Genomic DNA, 19355 nt, shown 5'->3' on the forward strand with positions numbered 1-19355 from the left:
GACGCTAATATAGCGCAGTTGTGATGTAACTTATATTAATCGGTACTAAATATAATTAAAAATTATCAATTCTGCTTGCTTTAATTCTTAATTGATGGAATTGGTTTGATAATTTGCTTTTATCGGAAGTATCGAATATATCAACATAAACTAGGACATCAACTAGGAGTGATGTAATACGATTAATCATAGGTGGTTATGACGTGCCGACTAACTCATTAGTTTACAAGGTATTTACAAATCTTTAGAAGCCGATATTAGTATCTTAATGAGTGATCCAATTGGCCTGTACACGCGATTCCGTCCGAGAAAAGTCAACAACACCGTGCCTATAGATTTGCGCTTAAGATTACGTGTTTTGACTAAACTATTGAAGACCTTCTTGGGTAGGGGATAAAAAAGTAATTTTTTGAGTAGTTACTCTAGAGCTAACCATTTTAGGCTTACTCATTGGTATTAGGTGGGTATATTCGGGTATTGACGGGAAAAGAGGGAAGCGCTTTTTTGTGTTTTTTTAAATGCAAGTTTTTTGTATTCACATTCAAAACTATTTATCGGTTCAAAGTCGATCACTATGCCGGAATAATAATTTTGAAGATCTTGATTAACTATCCTAACAATGCCCACCGCTGGATCGTGAATGACCGCTTCCCTGTCATTGATGGATTTTAATATCACAAAGTGATTTTTGTTCCAATGCAAGACAGATGGCGTTTTTAATTGCGAGAGTTCATCGACTGTTAATTCTCTTACATTGGCAATCAATTTAAACTTGCATGAACATTCAATAATTTCTCGCACACTAAGGCCGTTGGCTTGGGCTTGCAAAAATTTGCGTGCACGACGCAGCCCAACAAAGTTACCGTAGTAACAAGCCATCATAACCAAGCATGCAACTCCGCACTCATAGTGCTTTTTCTGACGAAGCAAGGGCAGGCGATAAGATACGAGTCTTAGCTGAATAAGAATGCAGGTTAAAAACATTTTAATCATAAAGTTGCGAGCTAGCCTCTATGCAATTTATACATACTTTGCTTGGTTAATAGTGTGCAAAGTTAGGCTTCTGGATAAGCTGTTAAATGTATCAGAAAAATTAAGGGCAAATTGTGGCTGTGTCAGAGACTATAGGAACCTCTGATTTCCTCATCTCTGATTAAATCAGCGGACGGAAATCTAAAATGCGATTCACAATTTCAATCACTTACCGTTCTTGAAGTTGATAATACATCCTTGTGCCGCTAGAAACTCTGGGTTAATCAGAGATTCCTTTATTTACATGTGATGAGAGTTTGGATGTTGTTTTGAAGGTAAGTGATTATTGGGTTTGTATTGCAGGTATAGCGAATTCGCCAAAATTAGAAGGATTCCCACAGATTCAAACAGCCAATTAAATTGTAGGCTTAGTAGTCTAGAATGAATAAGTTTATCAATATGATGAAAAGAAGATGCTCGTATTAACACGTAGGATATTAAAAAAACAATTCCTACTAAGGCTAAATAGTTATTTTTAAACGATTTACGGTAAGCAACCAGCATAGCTATGGTTACAATGGTTCCAAGCATCGCTACAGCCGCAACGAAGATTATTTGAATCGATCGTCTATCTTTATACCAATTGCCTTGCTTTGCAATGGCCCTGCCTATTTCTGTGAATAACGTTTGCAAATCGAGTTGTTTGTTTATACCCAGCAAAAACAAAAGTAGTGCAATTGCCATCCATAATTGGGCTTGAGATTTAATACGGGTTGTAAAAATGAACTGGGCATTTCGATAAACCATTACTGACATTGCAGCGGTAATAAAGTACAGGATTGCAATTGACCAGCCTGCCAGACTGGGATCGCCTATGGTTGGTTGCCAATGAATACTGTTCCAAATATCCTGCATAAATAGCTCATTTATTTGCTGAATAATAATGTGATGCTTTGTACAACACTAGAGTAGAGATCGAGCTTAGTTTTTGGTTTTCTGGATAAGTATTCGAAAATTGCTTTTCGATTGCCATCCCCCAGTTAAATCATGACTGTATTGGTAAGAGGTTTCTATACTGGGATTCCTATGTTGGGGACCTAATTGTATTGAGTGTTCCCATATTGAAAGCTTCTGCACAGAGCTAATCGATAGTTTTGACGGTACAGACGATGCTTCCTTTGGCCAATTTAATCGATACGTCGTCTCCAACTGCAACCTGTTCACTGTCGGTAATTACCTCGCCCGAGCTAAATGTCGTCATTGAATACCCTCGCTCTAACACTGCCAAAGGATTTACGGCGTTGAGTCTTTGGGCAATATTTATCGTCTCGGTTCTTAGTTTGTTCAATTTAATGTTTAGGTTACGAGTTAATTCTTTCGAACACTTAGCCGTCAACTCTTGTTTGCGAGTAATTTCGCTATGCAAGTTAATACGTTTAAAGTTTTTTACCAGTTGAGCAACGGTTTGTTTTTCGGAACGAATACGAGACTGTAGAGCGCTCTGCATTCTGATTTCTAAATGATCCAGCCGTTGTGATTGATTCTGGAGCTTTTCTCCGGGGTGATTTATTTGCGCTCGAAGTTGTTTTACTTGAGCATGTTTTTCTTTGATGACACTTAAAACAACATTGCTTAACTGTTTCTGGTAGCCCAAAAAATAGTTGAGATACTCGATGCGATTTGGAGAAATTAATTCTGCGGCAGCAGACGGTGTTGGCGCTCTTACGTCGGCGACAAAGTCAGCAATCGTAAAGTCTATTTCGTGACCAACAGCACTAACAATCGGAATAGGGCAGTCATAAATAGCGTGCGCTAATTGCTCATCATTAAAGCACCATAAATCTTCGAGAGATCCACCACCACGTGTGATCAATAAGACATCAAACAGGCCGCAATCTTGAGCTAAGTAGAGCGCTTTGATTATTTCTGCCGCAGCGCCATTTCCCTGAACCACGGTTGGAATAATCGTGACGGGAATAGAAGGGAATCTACGACGCAACACGGAGCACACATCTTTTACCGCAGCGCCGGTGGGTGAAGTAATTACACCAATATGCAACGGCAATTCTGGCAGAGGCTTTTTGTGGCTGCTATCGAACAGTCCCTTTGTATTCAGTGTTTGTTTCAATTGTTCAAATTGACGATGCAGATCACCAAGTCCTGCCTCTTCTATATGCTCAACGATTAGCTGGTAGTCGCCGCGACCTTCATAAAGGCTAATCTTTGCTCGAACAACCACTTTAGAACCGTGCTCAACCCTGAACTTTACCGCCAGATTTCTATTTTTGAACATGGCGCAACGAACCTGGGCAGTTTGGTCTTTCAGTGTGAAATACCAATGGCCAGAAGAAGGTTTGCTAAGGTTTGAAATTTCACCTTCAATCCAAAATAGCGGTAATTGTTCTAAAGTATGCTTAGCTAAACGATTAAGTTGGCTGACCGAGAGAACTGTTCGTTCGGCGGTACTGGTGTTGGCTTGCGTAGTAGTAAAAGTCGTCATCTGCGCATTCTAGGGTAGTTCAGACTTTAGTTAAAAGTAAAAACTCTAAGAGCGCAGCTAATCCTAGGCATTTGCTGGCCACATCATTATAATTGCGCGTTTTTAATTTCGAGACATCATCATCTTGCACAAGCTCATCCTGACCGAATTGTCAGAAAGCTCAGGAATTTAAGGTGATGACGACGAAAAGGCATTTTTTATCTAAGCTTTTAGATGAATGACTTTCATCGAATGCTAAATGTGTTGTACCCGAATTCTGCGTTGAACGTTCTGTTAATTGTTCTGTTAATTAATAAGGTTAAAACCTAAGAACTTTAAATACGCCCTTAAATATGCTGTTTTTCAGCTGTAAAAATATAAAGCTTCACCCAAGCGGATTTTGAACAATAAATAACCATTGTTGTAAAACCCGCATCATGCAGGAGTTCTAGCTTCTATGTTACGTATTAGTCAAGAAGCACTAACCTTTGACGATGTTCTATTGGTTCCGGGTTATTCTGAGATAACCGCAAAGAATGTTTCATTAAAAACCAACTTAACCCGTGCTATTCAGCTGAATATTCCTTTAGTGTCAGCTGCTATGGATACCGTTACCGAAGCGCGTTTAGCAATCGCAGTGGCTCAAGAAGGCGGTATTGGTATTATTCACAAGAGCATGACGATTGAACAGCAAGCTCGCGAAGTGCGTGCTGTTAAAAAGTTTGAAGCGGGTGTGGTTAAAGATCCGATTACCATTTCTGGCGATGCAACCATCCGGGAATTGGTCAGATTGACTCGCGAAAACAATATCTCTGGTGTACCGGTAGTCGAAAATGGTGATCTTGTTGGTATTGTGACCAGCCGAGACTTACGTTTTGAATCCAATATGGATGCGGCGGTCTCCAGCATCATGACGCCAAAAGAAAGATTGATCACAGCCAAAGAGGGCACCTCATCTGACGAGATCCGTGAGTTGTTGCATAAGTACCGCATTGAGAAGGTGCTTGTCGTAAATGATGACTTTAAACTGGTCGGTTTGGTTACCGTTAAAGATATCAGTAAGGCCGAAACCTATCCGAATGCCGCAAAAGATGCGGAGGGGAGTTTGTTGGTGGGTGCTTCTGTCGGTACCAGTCCTGATACCGATGATCGAGTAGCCGCGCTTGTTGATGCCGGTGTAGATGTCATCGTTGTTGATACTGCCCACGGTCACTCAAAAAATGTGTTAGACCGAGTTCGAAAAATCAAGCAAACCTACCCGGGCCTTCAAGTCATTGGTGGAAACGTGGCAACCGCAGCTGGAGCTTTAGCGCTAGTAGAAGCCGGTGCCGATGGCGTAAAAGTTGGTATTGGCCCCGGTTCAATTTGTACCACTCGTATTGTTAGTGGTGTGGGTGTTCCTCAAATATCGGCGATCGCAAATGTTGCCGAAGCACTCAAAGACACCGGCGTACCGGTTATTGCCGACGGCGGTATTCGCTACTCTGGAGATATTGCCAAAGCCATTGTCGCTGGGGCAAGTGCCGTAATGATGGGATCAATGTTTGCCGGAACCGAGGAAGCGCCCGGTGAAGTCGAGCTGTTCCAAGGCAGAACCTACAAATCCTATCGCGGTATGGGCTCATTGGGAGCAATGTCTAAAACCCAAGGTTCTTCCGATCGCTACTTCCAAGATGGCAGCGCGGTAGAAAAGCTGGTTCCAGAAGGTATTGAAGGCCGTGTTCCTTATAAAGGTCCTTTGTCAGTTATTGTTCATCAAATGATGGGTGGTTTGAGCTCTGCGATGGGATACACCGGGTCGAGCACCGTCGAAGAAATGCGCACCAAGCCAGAATTTGTTCGAGTAACGTCAGCCGGTATGGGTGAAAGTCACGTTCACGACGTGCAAATCACTAAAGAGGCGCCGAACTACCCAATTGGCGGCCGATAAGTATATAATTCGGGATTGATCGGGGCCCTAACAAGGGCCCCGTTTTGTTTTTAAACGCGTAAATTTTAATTCTTCTCACGAAGAGTTTATTGAACACAACGTACTCTCAAGACTGGTGCTTGAGGTTATCGTAATTGGGGTTTTTCTATGACCAACCGAGATATTCACTCGCAACGTATACTGATTCTAGATTTTGGTTCTCAATACACACAGCTGATTGCTCGTCGCGTGCGAGAGATTGGTGTTTATTGTGAGATCCACTCTTGGGAGATGAGCGATGAAGATATCCAGCACTTTAACCCCAAGGGCGTAATTCTCGCAGGCAGCCCCGAGTCGGTTACGGCAGAAAACTCACCTCGAGCTCCAGAGCTGGTATTCAATCTCAATGTTCCGGTTTTGGGTATTTGCTACGGTATGCAAACCATGGCCGAACAGATGGGCGGTAAGGTTCAAGGCTCCAACAAAAGTGAATTCGGTTACGCTCAAGTAAAAATCGAGAAGAGCAATGCGCTTATTCACGACATTTCCGATCATATCGATCACAGCGGTAATATCTTGCTGGACGTATGGATGAGCCACGGCGACAAAGTTATTGGCTTGCCTGAAAACTTCGAGATTTTTGCCAGCACCGATTCCTGTCCAATAGCCGGAATGGTTCATATCGAAAAACCATTTTATGGTTTGCAGTTCCACCCAGAAGTGACCCATACCAAACAAGGCAAGCGGCTGTTTGAGCACTTTGTTTTGAAAATTTGTGGCTGCGATGCGTTATGGACGGCTGAAAATATCGTTGAAGACGCTATCGTTCGCGTGCGAGAACAAGTCGGCAGCGATAATGTATTACTCGGTTTGTCGGGTGGTGTTGACTCCTCCGTAGTTGCTGCACTTTTACACAAAGCCATTGGTAGCCAGCTAACTTGTGTTTTTGTCGATAACGGTCTGTTACGTAAAAACGAAGGCGAGCAGGTTATGGACATGTTTGCCAAAAATATGGGCGTAAAAGTGATTCGCGCCAATGCCGAAGAATTATTTTTGTCTCGCTTAGACGGTGTTGATGATCCCGAGAAAAAACGCAAGATTATCGGTAACACCTTTATAGAAGTCTTTGACGACGAAGCCGCCAAAATTGAAAACGTAAAATGGCTTGCTCAAGGCACTATTTATCCCGATGTTATCGAGTCAGCCGCGGCCAAAACCGGCAAAGCTCATGTGATTAAATCCCATCACAATGTTGGCGGTTTACCAGAGGATATGGCGTTAAAACTGGTTGAACCACTGCGCGAACTCTTTAAAGACGAAGTTAGAAAAATTGGCTTAGAACTTGGCTTGCCTCACGAGATGGTTTTTCGTCATCCGTTCCCCGGCCCAGGTTTGGGTGTGCGTATTCTCGGTAAAGTTAAAAAAGAATATGCAAACATTTTGCGTGAAGCCGACGCAATTTTTATAGAAGAGCTTAGAAATTCTGGTTGGTACGATAAAACCAGTCAGGCCTTTGCCGTGTTCTTACCGGTAAAATCCGTTGGCGTTGTGGGCGATGGCCGTCGCTACGAATGGGTTATTGCATTACGTGCCGTTGAAACTGTGGATTTTATGACCGCGCACTGGGCTCATCTTCCTTACGATTTGCTTGAAAAAGTCTCTAGCAGAATTATCAACGAAATTTCAGGCGTGTCGCGAGTCACCTACGATATTTCCAGCAAGCCACCGGCGACGATTGAATGGGAATAAAAGCGCGTTAAACCCAGAAAGCAACTTATTGAAATCTCTTAAAAAGCTCATGTAACCCATGGGCTTTTTTTACATATTTAACCCGCTGTAATAAATATGTTCTTCAAAAATTACTTCTATTTTTCTTAGATTGAATTGTAAATTTTATTAAAAGTTTTAATTTAATCACGAATTTATTTATTGCCGATCTTAAAAATCCTCGACACAGACAAATCCTAAGTTGTTAAGAAAGAAGTTGTTAAGAAAGAAGTTTTTAATAACTATCAGAACTTCTGATTGACTTACCCATGATTTAATCAGCAGAAGAAACTGAAAATAAGATGTTTAGTTTCTGAAAAATTCAATCACTTACTGCTCTTGAAGTTACCTACGCATATTTGTGTTGCCAAAAAATCTAGGTTAATCAGAGTCTCCTATCTATTGCCGCGAAAAGTTTTCGTATTTTCCAAATTTATCCACGCTCGTTATTTATGAAAATAATAGAACTTGTTGTAGATAATTAACGGCTTAGATTGATGATATTGGGTGACCTGAATTTATTCATTCTGACTTATTTACTTGGTTATTTTTTTGAAAGTTAAGAGTTGATTTAGGCGACAAAAAGTATTTATTCGATACTAAACAGCATGGAAATTTCTAAATTTGTGATGCTTTTCATGAAAAAAGCATCGAGAAATTTATCAAATTTTCTTATGACAAAATACAATAAATTGCTCCAATTATTTTTAAAAAAGACCTAGAAGATATCTGTTAGAAACGATTTAACACTTGTGGATTTGATGTGTAGAAATACTTCAAGATAGATTTTTCGTAACACAAACTGTGGGCTGGTTTTATCTTAAAAATAAGTTAGGTGTTAGGTGCTCTGATTGGTATCTACGAGGCAGAGTATTTAAAGTATGAACTGTATTTGTGCCGAATATAAATTTTCGTTATTAGTCGATATAAATCTGCTTAAACAATATTTAGATATCTGTATGAGCGCCTACGCTCAATTATTTTGATTCAACCGAATTTAGCAGTTAAAACTGTAATTTTTTAATTATTACAAGAGCTTATTATTGCTGAAGCCAACGTTATACTCATTGTAACGCTGGGATCGGGCAGTTTTTTCTGCACACGAAATCATAAAATATTCTGGAGTGTATACGAGGTGGTCCAGAATTTATTAAATTCTAAAGCTTTTAAAACTGTGACCTGCTTTCAATTAAAGGACTTTATACGTTGAAATATCGTGCTGAAATCGATGGACTAAGAGCTTTAGCCATAGTTCCGGTGATTTTATATCATGCTGGATTTGGTTTTTTTAGTGGCGGTTTTCTGGGTGTTGATGTTTTTTTTGTTATCAGCGGTTACCTTATAACGAAAATAATCTATGAACAATGTTTAAAAGGCGAGTTTTCTTTTATCCAATTTTACGACAGACGTATCCGTAGAATTATTCCACCATTATTGGCAACAGCTTTATTAACTATCGGTATAGCATCAACATTTTCTCCGGCAGATATAAAAAATGTCGGACAAAGTTTGGTGGCAACTTTTACCTTCTTATCGAATTATTTTTTCTACTTAGAAACCGATTATTTTAATCCGTTTAACCAAAATGCGCCTATGCTCCATACTTGGAGTCTGAGTGTTGAAGAGCAGTTTTATATTTTCTTTCCTTTCTTGTTGGTGATTTTTGCCAAAACTACCCAAAAATATGTGATTTTAATCTCACTTGCAGTGTTATCTTTTTACGGAGCCGTACAGTTAACTGAACAAAATCCAAGCCTGTCTTTTTACTCTTTTCATACCCGGGGTTGGGAGTTTTTACTGGGATCATTGATAGCAGTGTATGAAACCAATCGAGCCGAGCAGTTTCGGTTTAACCATAAGTTTTTGATAGAATCATTGGTTTTGGTGGCAATTTTGGCGCTACTTGCTTCGGTAATATTCTTAACCAAACAAATTAATCACCCGTCATGGTGGACCCTTGTGCCTGTATTCAGCACGGGTGTGATCATATTTTTTGGTAAATATACCTCCTTTGCTAAATCTATTTTGAGCAATCGTCTACTTGTGAGTATTGGGCTCATAAGTTACGCACTGTATCTGTTCCATAATCCAATATTTTCGGCGATTAAGTACCATGCAGATGCGGAGAATGTCGCAGTTTACAAGTTATTGAGCCTGCCTTTAATTGTCGCGCTGTCTTATTTAAGCTACCGATACATCGAGAAACCTTCACGAAATAAGCAGGTATTAAAAGCAATTGTTATCCATCCCGCGATACTTTCATGCGTCATGGTCACGCTTGTGGTTGGTTTTGTTGCCCATAAAAAAGAAGGTTTCCTTACTTATTTCAGTACAAGATTGGTTGAAAATGGCGGCGTGCCTTTGGTTGATGTTGAGGCTGAAAAGACATTGGTGAGTAACTATCGCGTTAAATACTATCCATCGGATACCGATTTCTACTGCGATATTTCCGGTGGTTGCACCAATATTCTTATTTTTGGAGATTCATTCGCGGAAGATGCTTTTCTGGCTTTAAGTTATTTAGAAGATCCAAGTATGAGTGTTCGCAAAGTTTATTTCGACGATGAATGCATGCGTGATATGAACGAATCCGATTTTCATACCGATACGGTTTGTTTTGATGAAGATGTGAGTTTTGACTTGATTGATGTCGCTGATGTGATTCTAGTCACAGCTAAATGGCAGGAGTCTACCTATAAAAACGGCCTTAAATTTACAAAGGCACTTAAACAGTATTCACAAAAACCTGTATTTATTACGGGTTCGGTTATGTTCGAAGATCTCTCTTCATTCAGTTTTAAAACCCAAGGGCTGATTAACAACGATTCAGGTATTGCAAGGCTTGCCTATTCTAACATGCGTTTTGATCGCTTGAGAATTTCAGACAGTTTAAAAGCACTTGTCGATAATGAAAATGATTTAATTTGGATTGAAAAAAGCGAATTCTTTTGTGATAGAAATAAACAAACCTGTGATTTGTTCGTAAAGGAAGGACCCATCATTTGGGATAATGCTCATCTTACGGTTCGTGGTTATACACCATACGCAAATTTTTTGTTAGATTCGATGAATCTCAAGAATGCTCAAGCGAGACTAAACGAGGAATTTCAATAAATTTAGGAAACTCTGATTTATCCAGAGTTTCCAACACTATCTTGAATTAATTCATGAGTTAATAAATATCTTTTCGGTAACGTTCCAAATTCTGAAGCTGCTCAAGTAATTCATCACCCAGTTTTTCGCGTAAAACCGCGTCTACCGCTAGCCCCATTCCTTCTCGGCTGCCACACACATAAATACTAGCACCTTGATTTAACCATTTTTGAATGTCTGAAATTTGATTTTGTATAACTTCGGTGATGTAACCGGTATTGATTTCTACAGTAGGATCGTAACTTTTAGCGTTAATTATTTCTTGTTCCGTACTTCTCGAAAAAGCTAAATGTGCTTTAGTGAGACATTGGTTACCCTGCCAAGTGTTTATGTCTTCTTTAATGAAATAATCTTTTGAATAAAATCGCTCGCCAAATATCAACCAATTGTTCGAATCGCTCCCACGCTGCATTCGATAATTTAAGTGGGCTCTTAAGCCCGAAAATCCGCTGCCGGAACCAATTAAAATCAGTGGTTTGTCGAGAGTAGACGGGTGAAATTTAATGTTGTTAATGATTTCTATTTGAATCGTCTCACCTGTGTTTAAATCTTGGGTTAATACTCTACTGCCAATGCCAAGTTGTCCATGTTTGTTTTTTCGCTGGCGAACCAGTAGTTGTAAATTCTTTTCTTCTGGGATACTAGCGATTGTGTAATCACGAAAGTGAACAGCTTGATTCTTATCGATTATTTTGACACGAGCAATGTCGCCTGCCATCCAGTTCTGACTACAGCTAAATTGCAGCTTAAAAATAGCATTTTTAGTGTTGTTAATGTTTACGTGCTGGCGAGATAGCAGCTTACACTCTAATAGTGTTTCTTCCTGTGTTTTGATCAATTCATTGTCGGTTTGCTTGTTAAATAATTGGGGATAATCAATAAATTCGGGCAAGTTTTTAATGTGTTCTTGCCATTTGTGTACGGCGATTGATGAACCATTATCCACGTAAATAGGTTCAAACAGTACGGTAGATTTATTTTCGATGAGTGCTTCATAAACCGTTTTAGCAAAGGCACAAAATTGTGGGTAACGGGTATCTCCCAAGCCCAGAATGGCAAACTTACAACTGCTAATAAGCTGTTGAGTGATTGGCTTGGTTAAATGCTTTAAGAATTGATTGCCGTTGTACGGTGCTTCACCGTCACCGGTGGTACTCACAAATAAAAATATTGTGCTATTTGCGGTGAAAACTTCTGCGAGTTGATTCAGTGGTACAGAATCGCAGGCAATACCTGCTATTGATAAGTCTTTTTGGAGGTTTTCGGCCAGTATTTGACTGTAACCGCTTTCGCTGGCGTATGCGCAAAAATATTGCTGATTATCTTGTTCGTCAAGGCTGAGTTTAGTCTTAACAGAATTCATTTTCGATTTGAAGACAATATGTCTGTAGCTCCAAATTGTGAGAAGAATCCAAGCGAGAATTATTATTCCCGCTAGAATTTCATTGGATAATAAAGACAACATTAATCGGGTAACACTTCAAACACCGCAGAGTAGGTACCCATGCGTTTGGTTGCCGGTATTTTTGCATTGGTATCGGCGTATTCGGCTTCTAAAAAGTATCGACCTGAACCATTCCAATTCACTATAAATACGCCCTTGTCGTCGGTTTTGAGGGTAATAGCTTCTTGGTTATCTCTATAGCGAGAACCCTCTCGCACCAATGTTACCTCTGCACCGGCGGCCGGTTTTCCGTCAATCATTAATTGAAATTTAGCAGGCTCACTTAAATAAAGATCGTTGGGATGAGATACGGTTTTTAACTCGATGCCTTTACCGGTAATTGCCAAGATTTCTTCCGAGGGTTCACCGGAGGTTACAAAGGTTTCCATACGTCGCGAGAATTGGGTAATTTCGAGGTTTTTGGCATTTTTAGGCACACTTTTTTCAAAACCTTCTGGACTGTAGGGCTGGCCACGGCCCGGATAAAAACCGCGTTTGCCATCTTTGGTTTCCCAGCTGGCTCGCAAGCCTTCGGACGCGGTAAATACACGGTAGGTGCCTTGTTGTTTTAAGGTAAGGTCGAAGGTGCTGCGGTATCGGGCCTTGGCTGGATTCTCTAAGACTACCGAGCTGCCGTCGGGCGCGATGGCTTTAATAGAGTCTGTTGGTAGTGCGAAATGATCAAAATTAAAAATTTCGTTGGAAACTGCCGCGTCAAAAGCAACCGTCGGAGCTTCCCCAGAGAGCACGGTTACATCTGGAAGAATCCAAGCTCTATGCGCTTGGGTTGCCGAAGTAAATGCCGTTGCAGAGAGAGCTATGGCTGCGTAAAGCGTTGATTTGATTTTCATAAAGTAACTTCCAATGCTAAAACTCTAGGAAGCTCTGATTAATCCAGAGATTCCTAGACAAGGTGATTAAGGTTTTAAGCTCAAGATAACTTCACCTAATTCGCTTTCTCCCTGTGCTTTTGCAGTCGCGGCATTTTTTATCGGCCATTGAAAAGGAATGTCGAGTAGTTCTCGTCCACCGACTTCACGGGCGGCTTCAATGCGAAGACGATAGTTACCAGGAGTTAGATTTTTTAATTTTTTATCATCGGCTATAAAGTTGAGGTTGTATTTACCGGGCCCTTTCGTTGCGGCGGTAATGGCATCCACTGGCATATCCAACGAGCGACCAGACTTGCGCCACCATTGCCGTAGATCTTTTAACCATTTATTGCCTTCTTTGTCTCGCATTTTGGCGTTGTACCACACTTGTACGTCAGTAACCGATTTATCGTCTTGGTTTTCTATCCAGATAGCAACATAGGGATTGTGATATTCGGCAACGTTTAATTCTGGAATTTTGATGCTGATATTTAACTCGGATGAGTACGTAGAATGTGCGAACGAAAAAATATTAACGGCAAATAGTAAGGTGTAAATACTTCGAAAACGAAATGCCATAATAAACCTTATTTGGAAATTTTTTATGTGAATTAATGAATGGTAATTAGAATTAACACCACTGGAATAACAAAACCCAAAGTTACCAACGGCCATGTACTTGGACGTTGTTTTGCGTAGCGAACTAAAAGCCATAAGCCGCTTAACGAAAAAATAATACAAAAACTGGCAAATATATCTAAAAACCAACTCCAAGTTGACCCGGTGTTACGACCTTTGTGTAAATCATTTAAGAAAGAAATGGTGCCGCGGTGGGTTCTTTCATAAATAAATTCACCGGTTTCTAAATCAATACTGAGCCAAGCATCACCACCGGGTCTGGGTAAACCTAAGTAAACTTCGGTCGCGTCCCACTCAGCATCTTTAAGTGGAATATCCAGCTGGTAGTTTCTTTCTAGCCATTTTCTGACCCTAAGCGGTAGCGGATTAAGTTTTCCGTCGTGTGTTTCGAGTAACGCATCGAGCAGTGATGGCGTTAATTCTGACTCAATGGTAATGATTTCTGGTTTTGCAGAAACAAGACGGGCGTTATTCAAGGTTATACCGGTAACTGCAAAGAGCAACATTCCTATCAGACAAAAAGCGGAACTAATCCAGTGCCATTGGCGCAAGGTTCCAAGTGAAATCCAATAGTTGGATTTTTTAGATGCCGAGTCTTGTTTAACTTGCGTATGCATACAATGCGGCACTACCCATATTGATAGATGTTTGTTATTTGAATTTACAAAAAAATAAAAGGTTAAATTAACTCTAGGAACCTCTGATTAACTCGTCCACAATTTCAATCACTTACAGTTCTTGAAATTGGCGACACATCCTTGTGTCGCGAGAAACTCTAGGTTAATCAGAGCTTCCTCTACGAGAGTTGAGCAACGCTTCTTTTGAGCTACAAATTTTGACGGTTATATTTTGATAACGATTTCTATATGATAATTATTATCAATAACAAAATCTACAGTTTTAAGCCTGTAAAGTGTTAATTTTATTCAATAGATTAAGGAAGAAATGTGGAGATAGGTCAGATGTTGATAGACCACAGGTTAGATTCTAGAAAACGCTTGCAAAGTAATCTAGGAGTTTCTGCTTAGATCGTGGTTGAGCCAATCGAAAATTTCTGTGCAAAAACAGAAAAGAGACTCTTTTTTGTATCACTGCCCATAATGATAAATATTGTGAAATATAGGCAATGATATGCGAGGTATTGTTGTTTCTTATGGAGATTAGATAATAAATCTTAAAAAACGGCATCTGATTTTTTATCGGTAAATAACCTACCGTTTTCTAAATGGTCGACACATCCCTGTGTCGCTACAAATTCTGGATTTATTAGAATTTATAAGAAGATTGGAAATTATTTTTGGGGAAGTGGTTTGTTCATTAACTCAATCATGAGTTTTTCTAATCTTTTTACATCAACCGATAAAACCACGGTTTCTTTTTTTGCACCCAAATCTGGTTGATAACCTTCCGCCCAGGAAAGAGTATCACCGTAAGATGGGCCAAAGTCGGTTGCGACATCTACGTATAATTGTGCAGATTCATCAATTAAACTTGGATCTAACCAAACCGCCGAGGCAATTTCGTCCCACAAAGGAAAATTAGGCTCACGTGTGCGAACAACGTCGGTCATTGGGTTTTTACGTTTTGACATTGCTTTTAGCAACTGAGGCGTTAATTGCGTTTCTGTTGATGGATCAACGGGAACCATAACAATTTTTTTCCAAGGTGCACGCAAGGCTATGCTCGCGGCTTCTGGGTCCCAGCGGAAGTTAAATTCTCGTCTTGGTGAGTTCACGAATTCTCGGGCAAACTCTTTAGCTGGTTGATTATCCAAAACCTGTTTTGGATTTAAACTGCCGCCCATATAAATTAATTCTTTTGCTAGAGATGCAAATTCGGGATCAAGGCTTTGCGCTAGAGCAATATTCGTCATTGGGCCTGTGGCGATAATGCTTATTTGTCCGGGAAATTCGCGAACTTTGCGAATTAAAAAGTTTGCGGCAATTTCATTGGCTGCTTTTGTGGTTGGATTTCCTTCCGGTAAATCGGGTACTTCATTCCATGCGTGATAGGTTGGTAGTACCTGCTCGGTATCTTCTGCCCAAGCCTTTTGCCAAGCACCTTTCCAAATTAATTCACCGTAGCGTTCTTCCCAAAGTTCTGTGGATTTTTCACTGTTTAATAACGGAAAAATCGCGCCGGGAATAACGGGTATATCACTTCGGTTGGCTAATTCTAACCAGCGTAATGCTTGCGCTACGTTAGCGTCGCGCCAGCGATTACCACTAACGATGGTCATTCCAAGGACATCGGTATTATCGTCTTGAATAATCATCCATTGGGCTATAGCAAAACCATCGTCGTCGAGAATAACTTTTCTTTTTTCGTCAGCGAATGTTTGCGCACAAAGACTAATACCTATGGCGATGGTACAAATTTTAGAGATAACAGTAGCGGCCGCTAGGTGAGCGGAAAAAAATTTACGCATGGGTATTTCCTATGTGAGTGGATTAGCCATCCGTAGCCGAGACTATCTAGAATTTCTGATTAACGCTTCCGTGATTTAATCAAAGAAAAGGCATTGAAAATATAATTTTTAATGTCTTCGCAATTTTAATGGTTTACGGTTTATGAAATTGGCAACACATCCTTGTGTCGCTAGAAGCTTTTGGTGAATCTGAATTCACTTTAGTTTCTGCAATTCCTTTTATTCTTTACTGGTAAGGTATGCTTTGAAAATATTTTTGCTTAGCAGGTGCTTCGCTGAATTTAATCAAAACATCTTATCTCAACGCTTAGAAAGACGCTTTAAATTGCGCACCAATCACTCGTGGATCATTCACAAAGCCGGTGCGGTTATTAAAGTCGATGGCGCCTGTTACGCGGGTTTCGTCGGTACAGTTACGGCAGAATAATGCGGCATCGTATTTACCACCGCCCCAGTTGTAGCCCAAGCGTAAACCGGTTTCAAATAAGCCTTCGCTTTCGAACTCTTCCGATTCGTACAAGAAGAAATTCACTTCGCTGGTATAAGCAAAATCAGCAAATGCATAAACTTGAGAACCATCGGTTAATGGATATTCATAACGTACGGTTGCGTTACCAATCCACTCTGCGGCTTGTGGAAGTGGATTGCCATCAATGCTGAAGGTCTCTTCACCGTTTGGACCTATCACTAGAGGATCATTAATATTACATAGGCGGCCATCAGCATCAGACCCACAACCAGAAACCGATAAAGATGGATCGTTGATTTCGGTATCGTTGTAGCTACCACCTATTGTCACGAATAGGTTTTCGGTAATGTATGCTTCAAAATCTAACTCAAAACCTTGGCCGGTAGTTTCATCGGCATTAATTAACGCGGTTTGATTAGAGGTACCACCAACAGCCGTTAATTGTTGATCGCTAACTTCGTAGTAATAAACATTAAAGTTTAAACGGGCACGACGATCAAAGAGTTCGGTTTTGATACCGGTTTCGTAGGATAAAATGGTTTCTGAATCAGCGAAAGTAATTTCATCACCGGTAGAAGAGAGTGAACCAAAGCTAGGGGCTCTAAAACCGGTAGCAATGCGTGCATAAAGCGCAACATCATCGTTTAGGGAATAGTGCGCGCTTAAATCCCAAGTTACTTCAGATTCGTCGCCACCGGCCTTAAATTCGGCAGGTGAATTAATCGACTGAGTAAAGTCTTTATCGTCGTAGGTGTAACGCAGGCCGCCGCTCAATTGTAAATCGTCGCTAACGTCGTAGGTTAAAGAACCAAAAATTGCCCACGCGGTGTTTTCTTGATTACTTTGCTGAAGGGTGCGATCACCACCGAATAAGGTGTCGTAAGTGAATGAGTTATCGGTTACATCTTCGTAGAAATAGAAGACACCCGCTTGCCAGTTTAAAGCCGTGGGTAAAGTAGATTCGATACGCAACTCTTGCGTAATTTGCTCGTGGTCGTCTAATCCGCCAGCAGTTTCAACCGAGAAAGGAATAAATCCTGGGCCAAAAGGTGGCGCGAACGAAGCACCAAAACCGGCATCAACGTCACCACGGGTAAAGTAGTGGGTTACGCTTTCATAACCGGTAATAGAATGCAGCGTGTAATTTTCGTTTAAATCCCATTGCAAGCGAGCACTACCACCAACGCTGGTGTAAGACTGGGTATTTTCACCGTCAATAGAAATTTCTTCAGGATCAAAACCCGGTACTAAATCATTGTCGCCTTTTTCGATAATGTTTGCGCGGAATAAACGAGCAGTACCGTCGTCGATATTGCGTACATGCAGATTAAATAACGCGCTAAAGTCGCCTTCGCTGGGTTCATATAAAAGCTGGAAGCGAGCGGCGCTGTCATCGTAACCACCGAATGCATCGCTGTTGCGAACGGTATTGCCGTTGGCATCTTGAATTACGTTATCGACGAAATCGTCACGATGTTGGTAAAGCGCAGAGAAGCGGGCAGCCCATTCATCGTTAATTGGCAGGTTAAATGCGCCCTCAACATTGGATGTGTTGTAAGTTGCCGTTGATAAATTGACGTAACCTTCGCTAGAACCAATGACCGGTTTTGCAGAATTAAATTTAACCACACCGGCGGGAGTGTTGCGTCCAAATAATGTACCTTGTGGGCCGCGTAAAACTTCTACGTTGGCAAGGTCAAAAATTGGGAAACCTTTTAACGCAGGGTTTTCAAGAACGATATCATCATAAACCAGTGACACAGGCTGTGACGCGAAACTTGAGAAATCGGTATTGCCGTAACCGCGAATATAAAAGCGCGGAAAGGTTCGACCATTGGAAGATTCGACGTTTAAACTGGGTACTTTGCTGGCCAAGATTCTTACATCGCCACCGCTGGTACCAATTGCTTCCAGATATTCATTACCCAACACAGAAACGGAAACCGGTACATCGGTAATGTCTGCTTCACGTCGTTCGGCGGTTACCGTAATGGTTTCTAAAACACCGCGCGTTTGCGCCGCGGATTCTTGCGCAAATGCATCGTTACAGATAACAGAGCCAAGTGCCAAGGCTGTAACAGAAATGCGGTGAATGTGTTGAGACAAAAGATTTTTCCTCACGGATAACTCCTAAATAATGTTGAGCAGTATGATAAAAGCTCAAGTCATGCGTAATTAATGAGCGTTATAACCACGGTAGATAATTCGATAGAGTGGTGCACAAGATCCAACCTAAGTGAGTTTAACAACGTCACTCGAATGGCAATAGTTATGCCTAAAGTAAGTGCTAAGAAAAAATAACGGCAAGGATTGTAAACTGTGGGATTGAACAGGTAAAACAAGAAATTAAATTATTTGTTCGTATAAATATGCACAATAGCTGACCACATGGTTAATAAATTATCACATTAATGCGTCAAGTTGGTATTTTTTATTCATAACTGTATTTTTTGAATCGATCGCTCAAAAATTAGGCGTGAAAATATTATCGCAACTCGGCAAGTCGCGACTGCATTTTCGAGGAAATTGCCTAATTCTGTAAAAAATACCGTAAATTAAGGAGTATTCGTTCAGTAGCAGGGCTTCTTAACGATTAGGTTTTTGCACAAATTTCAGTATTGTTAATTAATAATGACAAAAACTTAATATTTGCTCAGATTTCGACAGGCGGTTAGCTGTTGTTCTATTGATGAACAAGATCAAAAAAGTTGACCAAAATGACAAATTGCTTGGCGGTTAATTTATGCACTGATTTATCAGTAATTACTGATGTTGCAGACAATTTAAACACGAGCATCAAGGGCAGTTTTTTATTTTTGTACGATAAATGCTGATCTAATTATGATGTGAATGAATTACTTACATTTATCAGTAGTATCAATCAGAGTTTTTTATATCAATGCTGCGCTGATAATTAATTTGTGTTTATTAGACTATTACTCGCTATTATATTTTTGAAGTTTAGTATTAAAACAACTGACGCAATATTGGGAATATTATTGAGAAGAAATTAGAAGTCGTATTTTAAATGTCTATTTTCTGATTCAATCATGGAAAAATTACTGTTTGATTCCCGTAATTTAGTTCGGTGAAGTCCGTATTCTCCCGCTAGATTATTTTTATGGTACGTAAAAATAATCACTGCAAAATATAGGAAACTCTGATTAACCTAGAGTTTCTCGCGACACAAGGATGTGTCGCCAATTTCAAGAACGGTAAGTGA

At 40.4% G+C, this 19355-nt stretch carries 12 protein-coding genes; 3 read left to right on the top strand and 9 right to left on the bottom strand.

Annotated features, from left to right (window positions below; all coding sequences use genetic code 11):
* Positions 1 to 456 precede the first annotated feature (456 nt).
* The 3 genes from ACYQ28_RS18325 to xseA form a co-directional block, all read right to left on the bottom strand.
* Positions 457 to 993 carry a cysteine peptidase family C39 domain-containing protein gene (locus ACYQ28_RS18325; protein WP_460052566.1) on the bottom strand — a complete coding sequence of 179 codons (537 nt, stop codon included), beginning with the start codon at positions 991 to 993 and terminating at the stop codon, positions 457 to 459.
* A gap of 279 nt (positions 994 to 1272) precedes the next feature.
* Entirely contained in the window at positions 1273 to 1887 is a 615-nt protein-coding gene (locus ACYQ28_RS18330) for a hypothetical protein (protein WP_460052568.1), read from the bottom strand.
* 226 nt (positions 1888 to 2113) lie between these two features.
* Positions 2114 to 3472, bottom strand: a complete 1359-nt coding sequence (xseA, locus tag ACYQ28_RS18335) for an exodeoxyribonuclease VII large subunit (RefSeq protein WP_460052570.1) — start codon at positions 3470 to 3472, stop codon at positions 2114 to 2116.
* A 436-nt stretch (positions 3473 to 3908) separates the two neighbouring features.
* On the opposite strand from xseA, the gene guaB reads away from it, so the two are divergent.
* The 3 genes from guaB (at position 3909) to ACYQ28_RS18350 (ending at position 10241) form a co-directional block, all read left to right on the top strand.
* Entirely contained in the window at positions 3909 to 5381 is a 1473-nt protein-coding gene (gene guaB / locus ACYQ28_RS18340) for an IMP dehydrogenase (RefSeq protein WP_460052573.1), read from the top strand.
* A 147-nt stretch (positions 5382 to 5528) separates the two neighbouring features.
* Positions 5529 to 7109 (top strand): glutamine-hydrolyzing GMP synthase, encoded by a 1581-nt coding sequence (gene guaA / locus ACYQ28_RS18345; RefSeq protein ID WP_460052575.1) that lies wholly within the window; start codon positions 5529 to 5531, stop codon positions 7107 to 7109.
* 1224 nt (positions 7110 to 8333) lie between these two features.
* Positions 8334 to 10241, top strand: a complete 1908-nt coding sequence (locus ACYQ28_RS18350; protein ID WP_460052577.1) for an acyltransferase family protein — start codon at positions 8334 to 8336, stop codon at positions 10239 to 10241.
* 58 nt (positions 10242 to 10299) lie between these two features.
* Here the strand turns inward: ACYQ28_RS18350 and ACYQ28_RS18355 are convergent, their stop codons facing one another.
* The 6 genes from ACYQ28_RS18355 to ACYQ28_RS18380 all read right to left on the bottom strand — a co-directional run bounded on the left by ACYQ28_RS18355 (position 10300) and on the right by ACYQ28_RS18380 (position 18253).
* Positions 10300 to 11643, bottom strand: coding sequence for an NADPH cytochrome P450 oxidoreductase family protein (locus tag ACYQ28_RS18355; RefSeq protein WP_460052580.1), 1344 nt, complete (start codon positions 11641 to 11643; stop codon positions 10300 to 10302).
* A gap of 101 nt (positions 11644 to 11744) precedes the next feature.
* The gene (locus ACYQ28_RS18360; protein WP_460052582.1) at positions 11745 to 12575 is read right to left on the bottom strand and encodes a DUF4198 domain-containing protein; all 831 of its coding nucleotides are present in this window, start codon (positions 12573 to 12575) and stop codon (positions 11745 to 11747) included.
* A gap of 66 nt (positions 12576 to 12641) precedes the next feature.
* Positions 12642 to 13175, bottom strand: a complete 534-nt coding sequence (locus ACYQ28_RS18365; RefSeq protein ID WP_460052583.1) for a DUF2271 domain-containing protein — start codon at positions 13173 to 13175, stop codon at positions 12642 to 12644.
* Positions 13176 to 13207: 32 nt separating this feature from the next.
* Positions 13208 to 13852: a PepSY-associated TM helix domain-containing protein gene (locus ACYQ28_RS18370; RefSeq protein WP_460052586.1), complete on the bottom strand. Its 645-nt coding sequence runs from the start codon at positions 13850 to 13852 to the stop codon at positions 13208 to 13210.
* Between the two features lie 674 nt (positions 13853 to 14526).
* Positions 14527 to 15663 carry a nucleoside hydrolase gene (locus ACYQ28_RS18375; RefSeq protein ID WP_460052588.1) on the bottom strand — a complete coding sequence of 379 codons (1137 nt, stop codon included), beginning with the start codon at positions 15661 to 15663 and terminating at the stop codon, positions 14527 to 14529.
* A gap of 307 nt (positions 15664 to 15970) precedes the next feature.
* Complete coding sequence (locus ACYQ28_RS18380) at positions 15971 to 18253, bottom strand: TonB-dependent receptor (RefSeq protein ID WP_460052590.1); 2283 nt, start codon at positions 18251 to 18253, stop codon at positions 15971 to 15973.
* Positions 18254 to 19355: the final 1102 nt, after the last annotated feature.

It is taken from the genome of Sessilibacter sp. MAH1, from assembly GCF_054658315.1.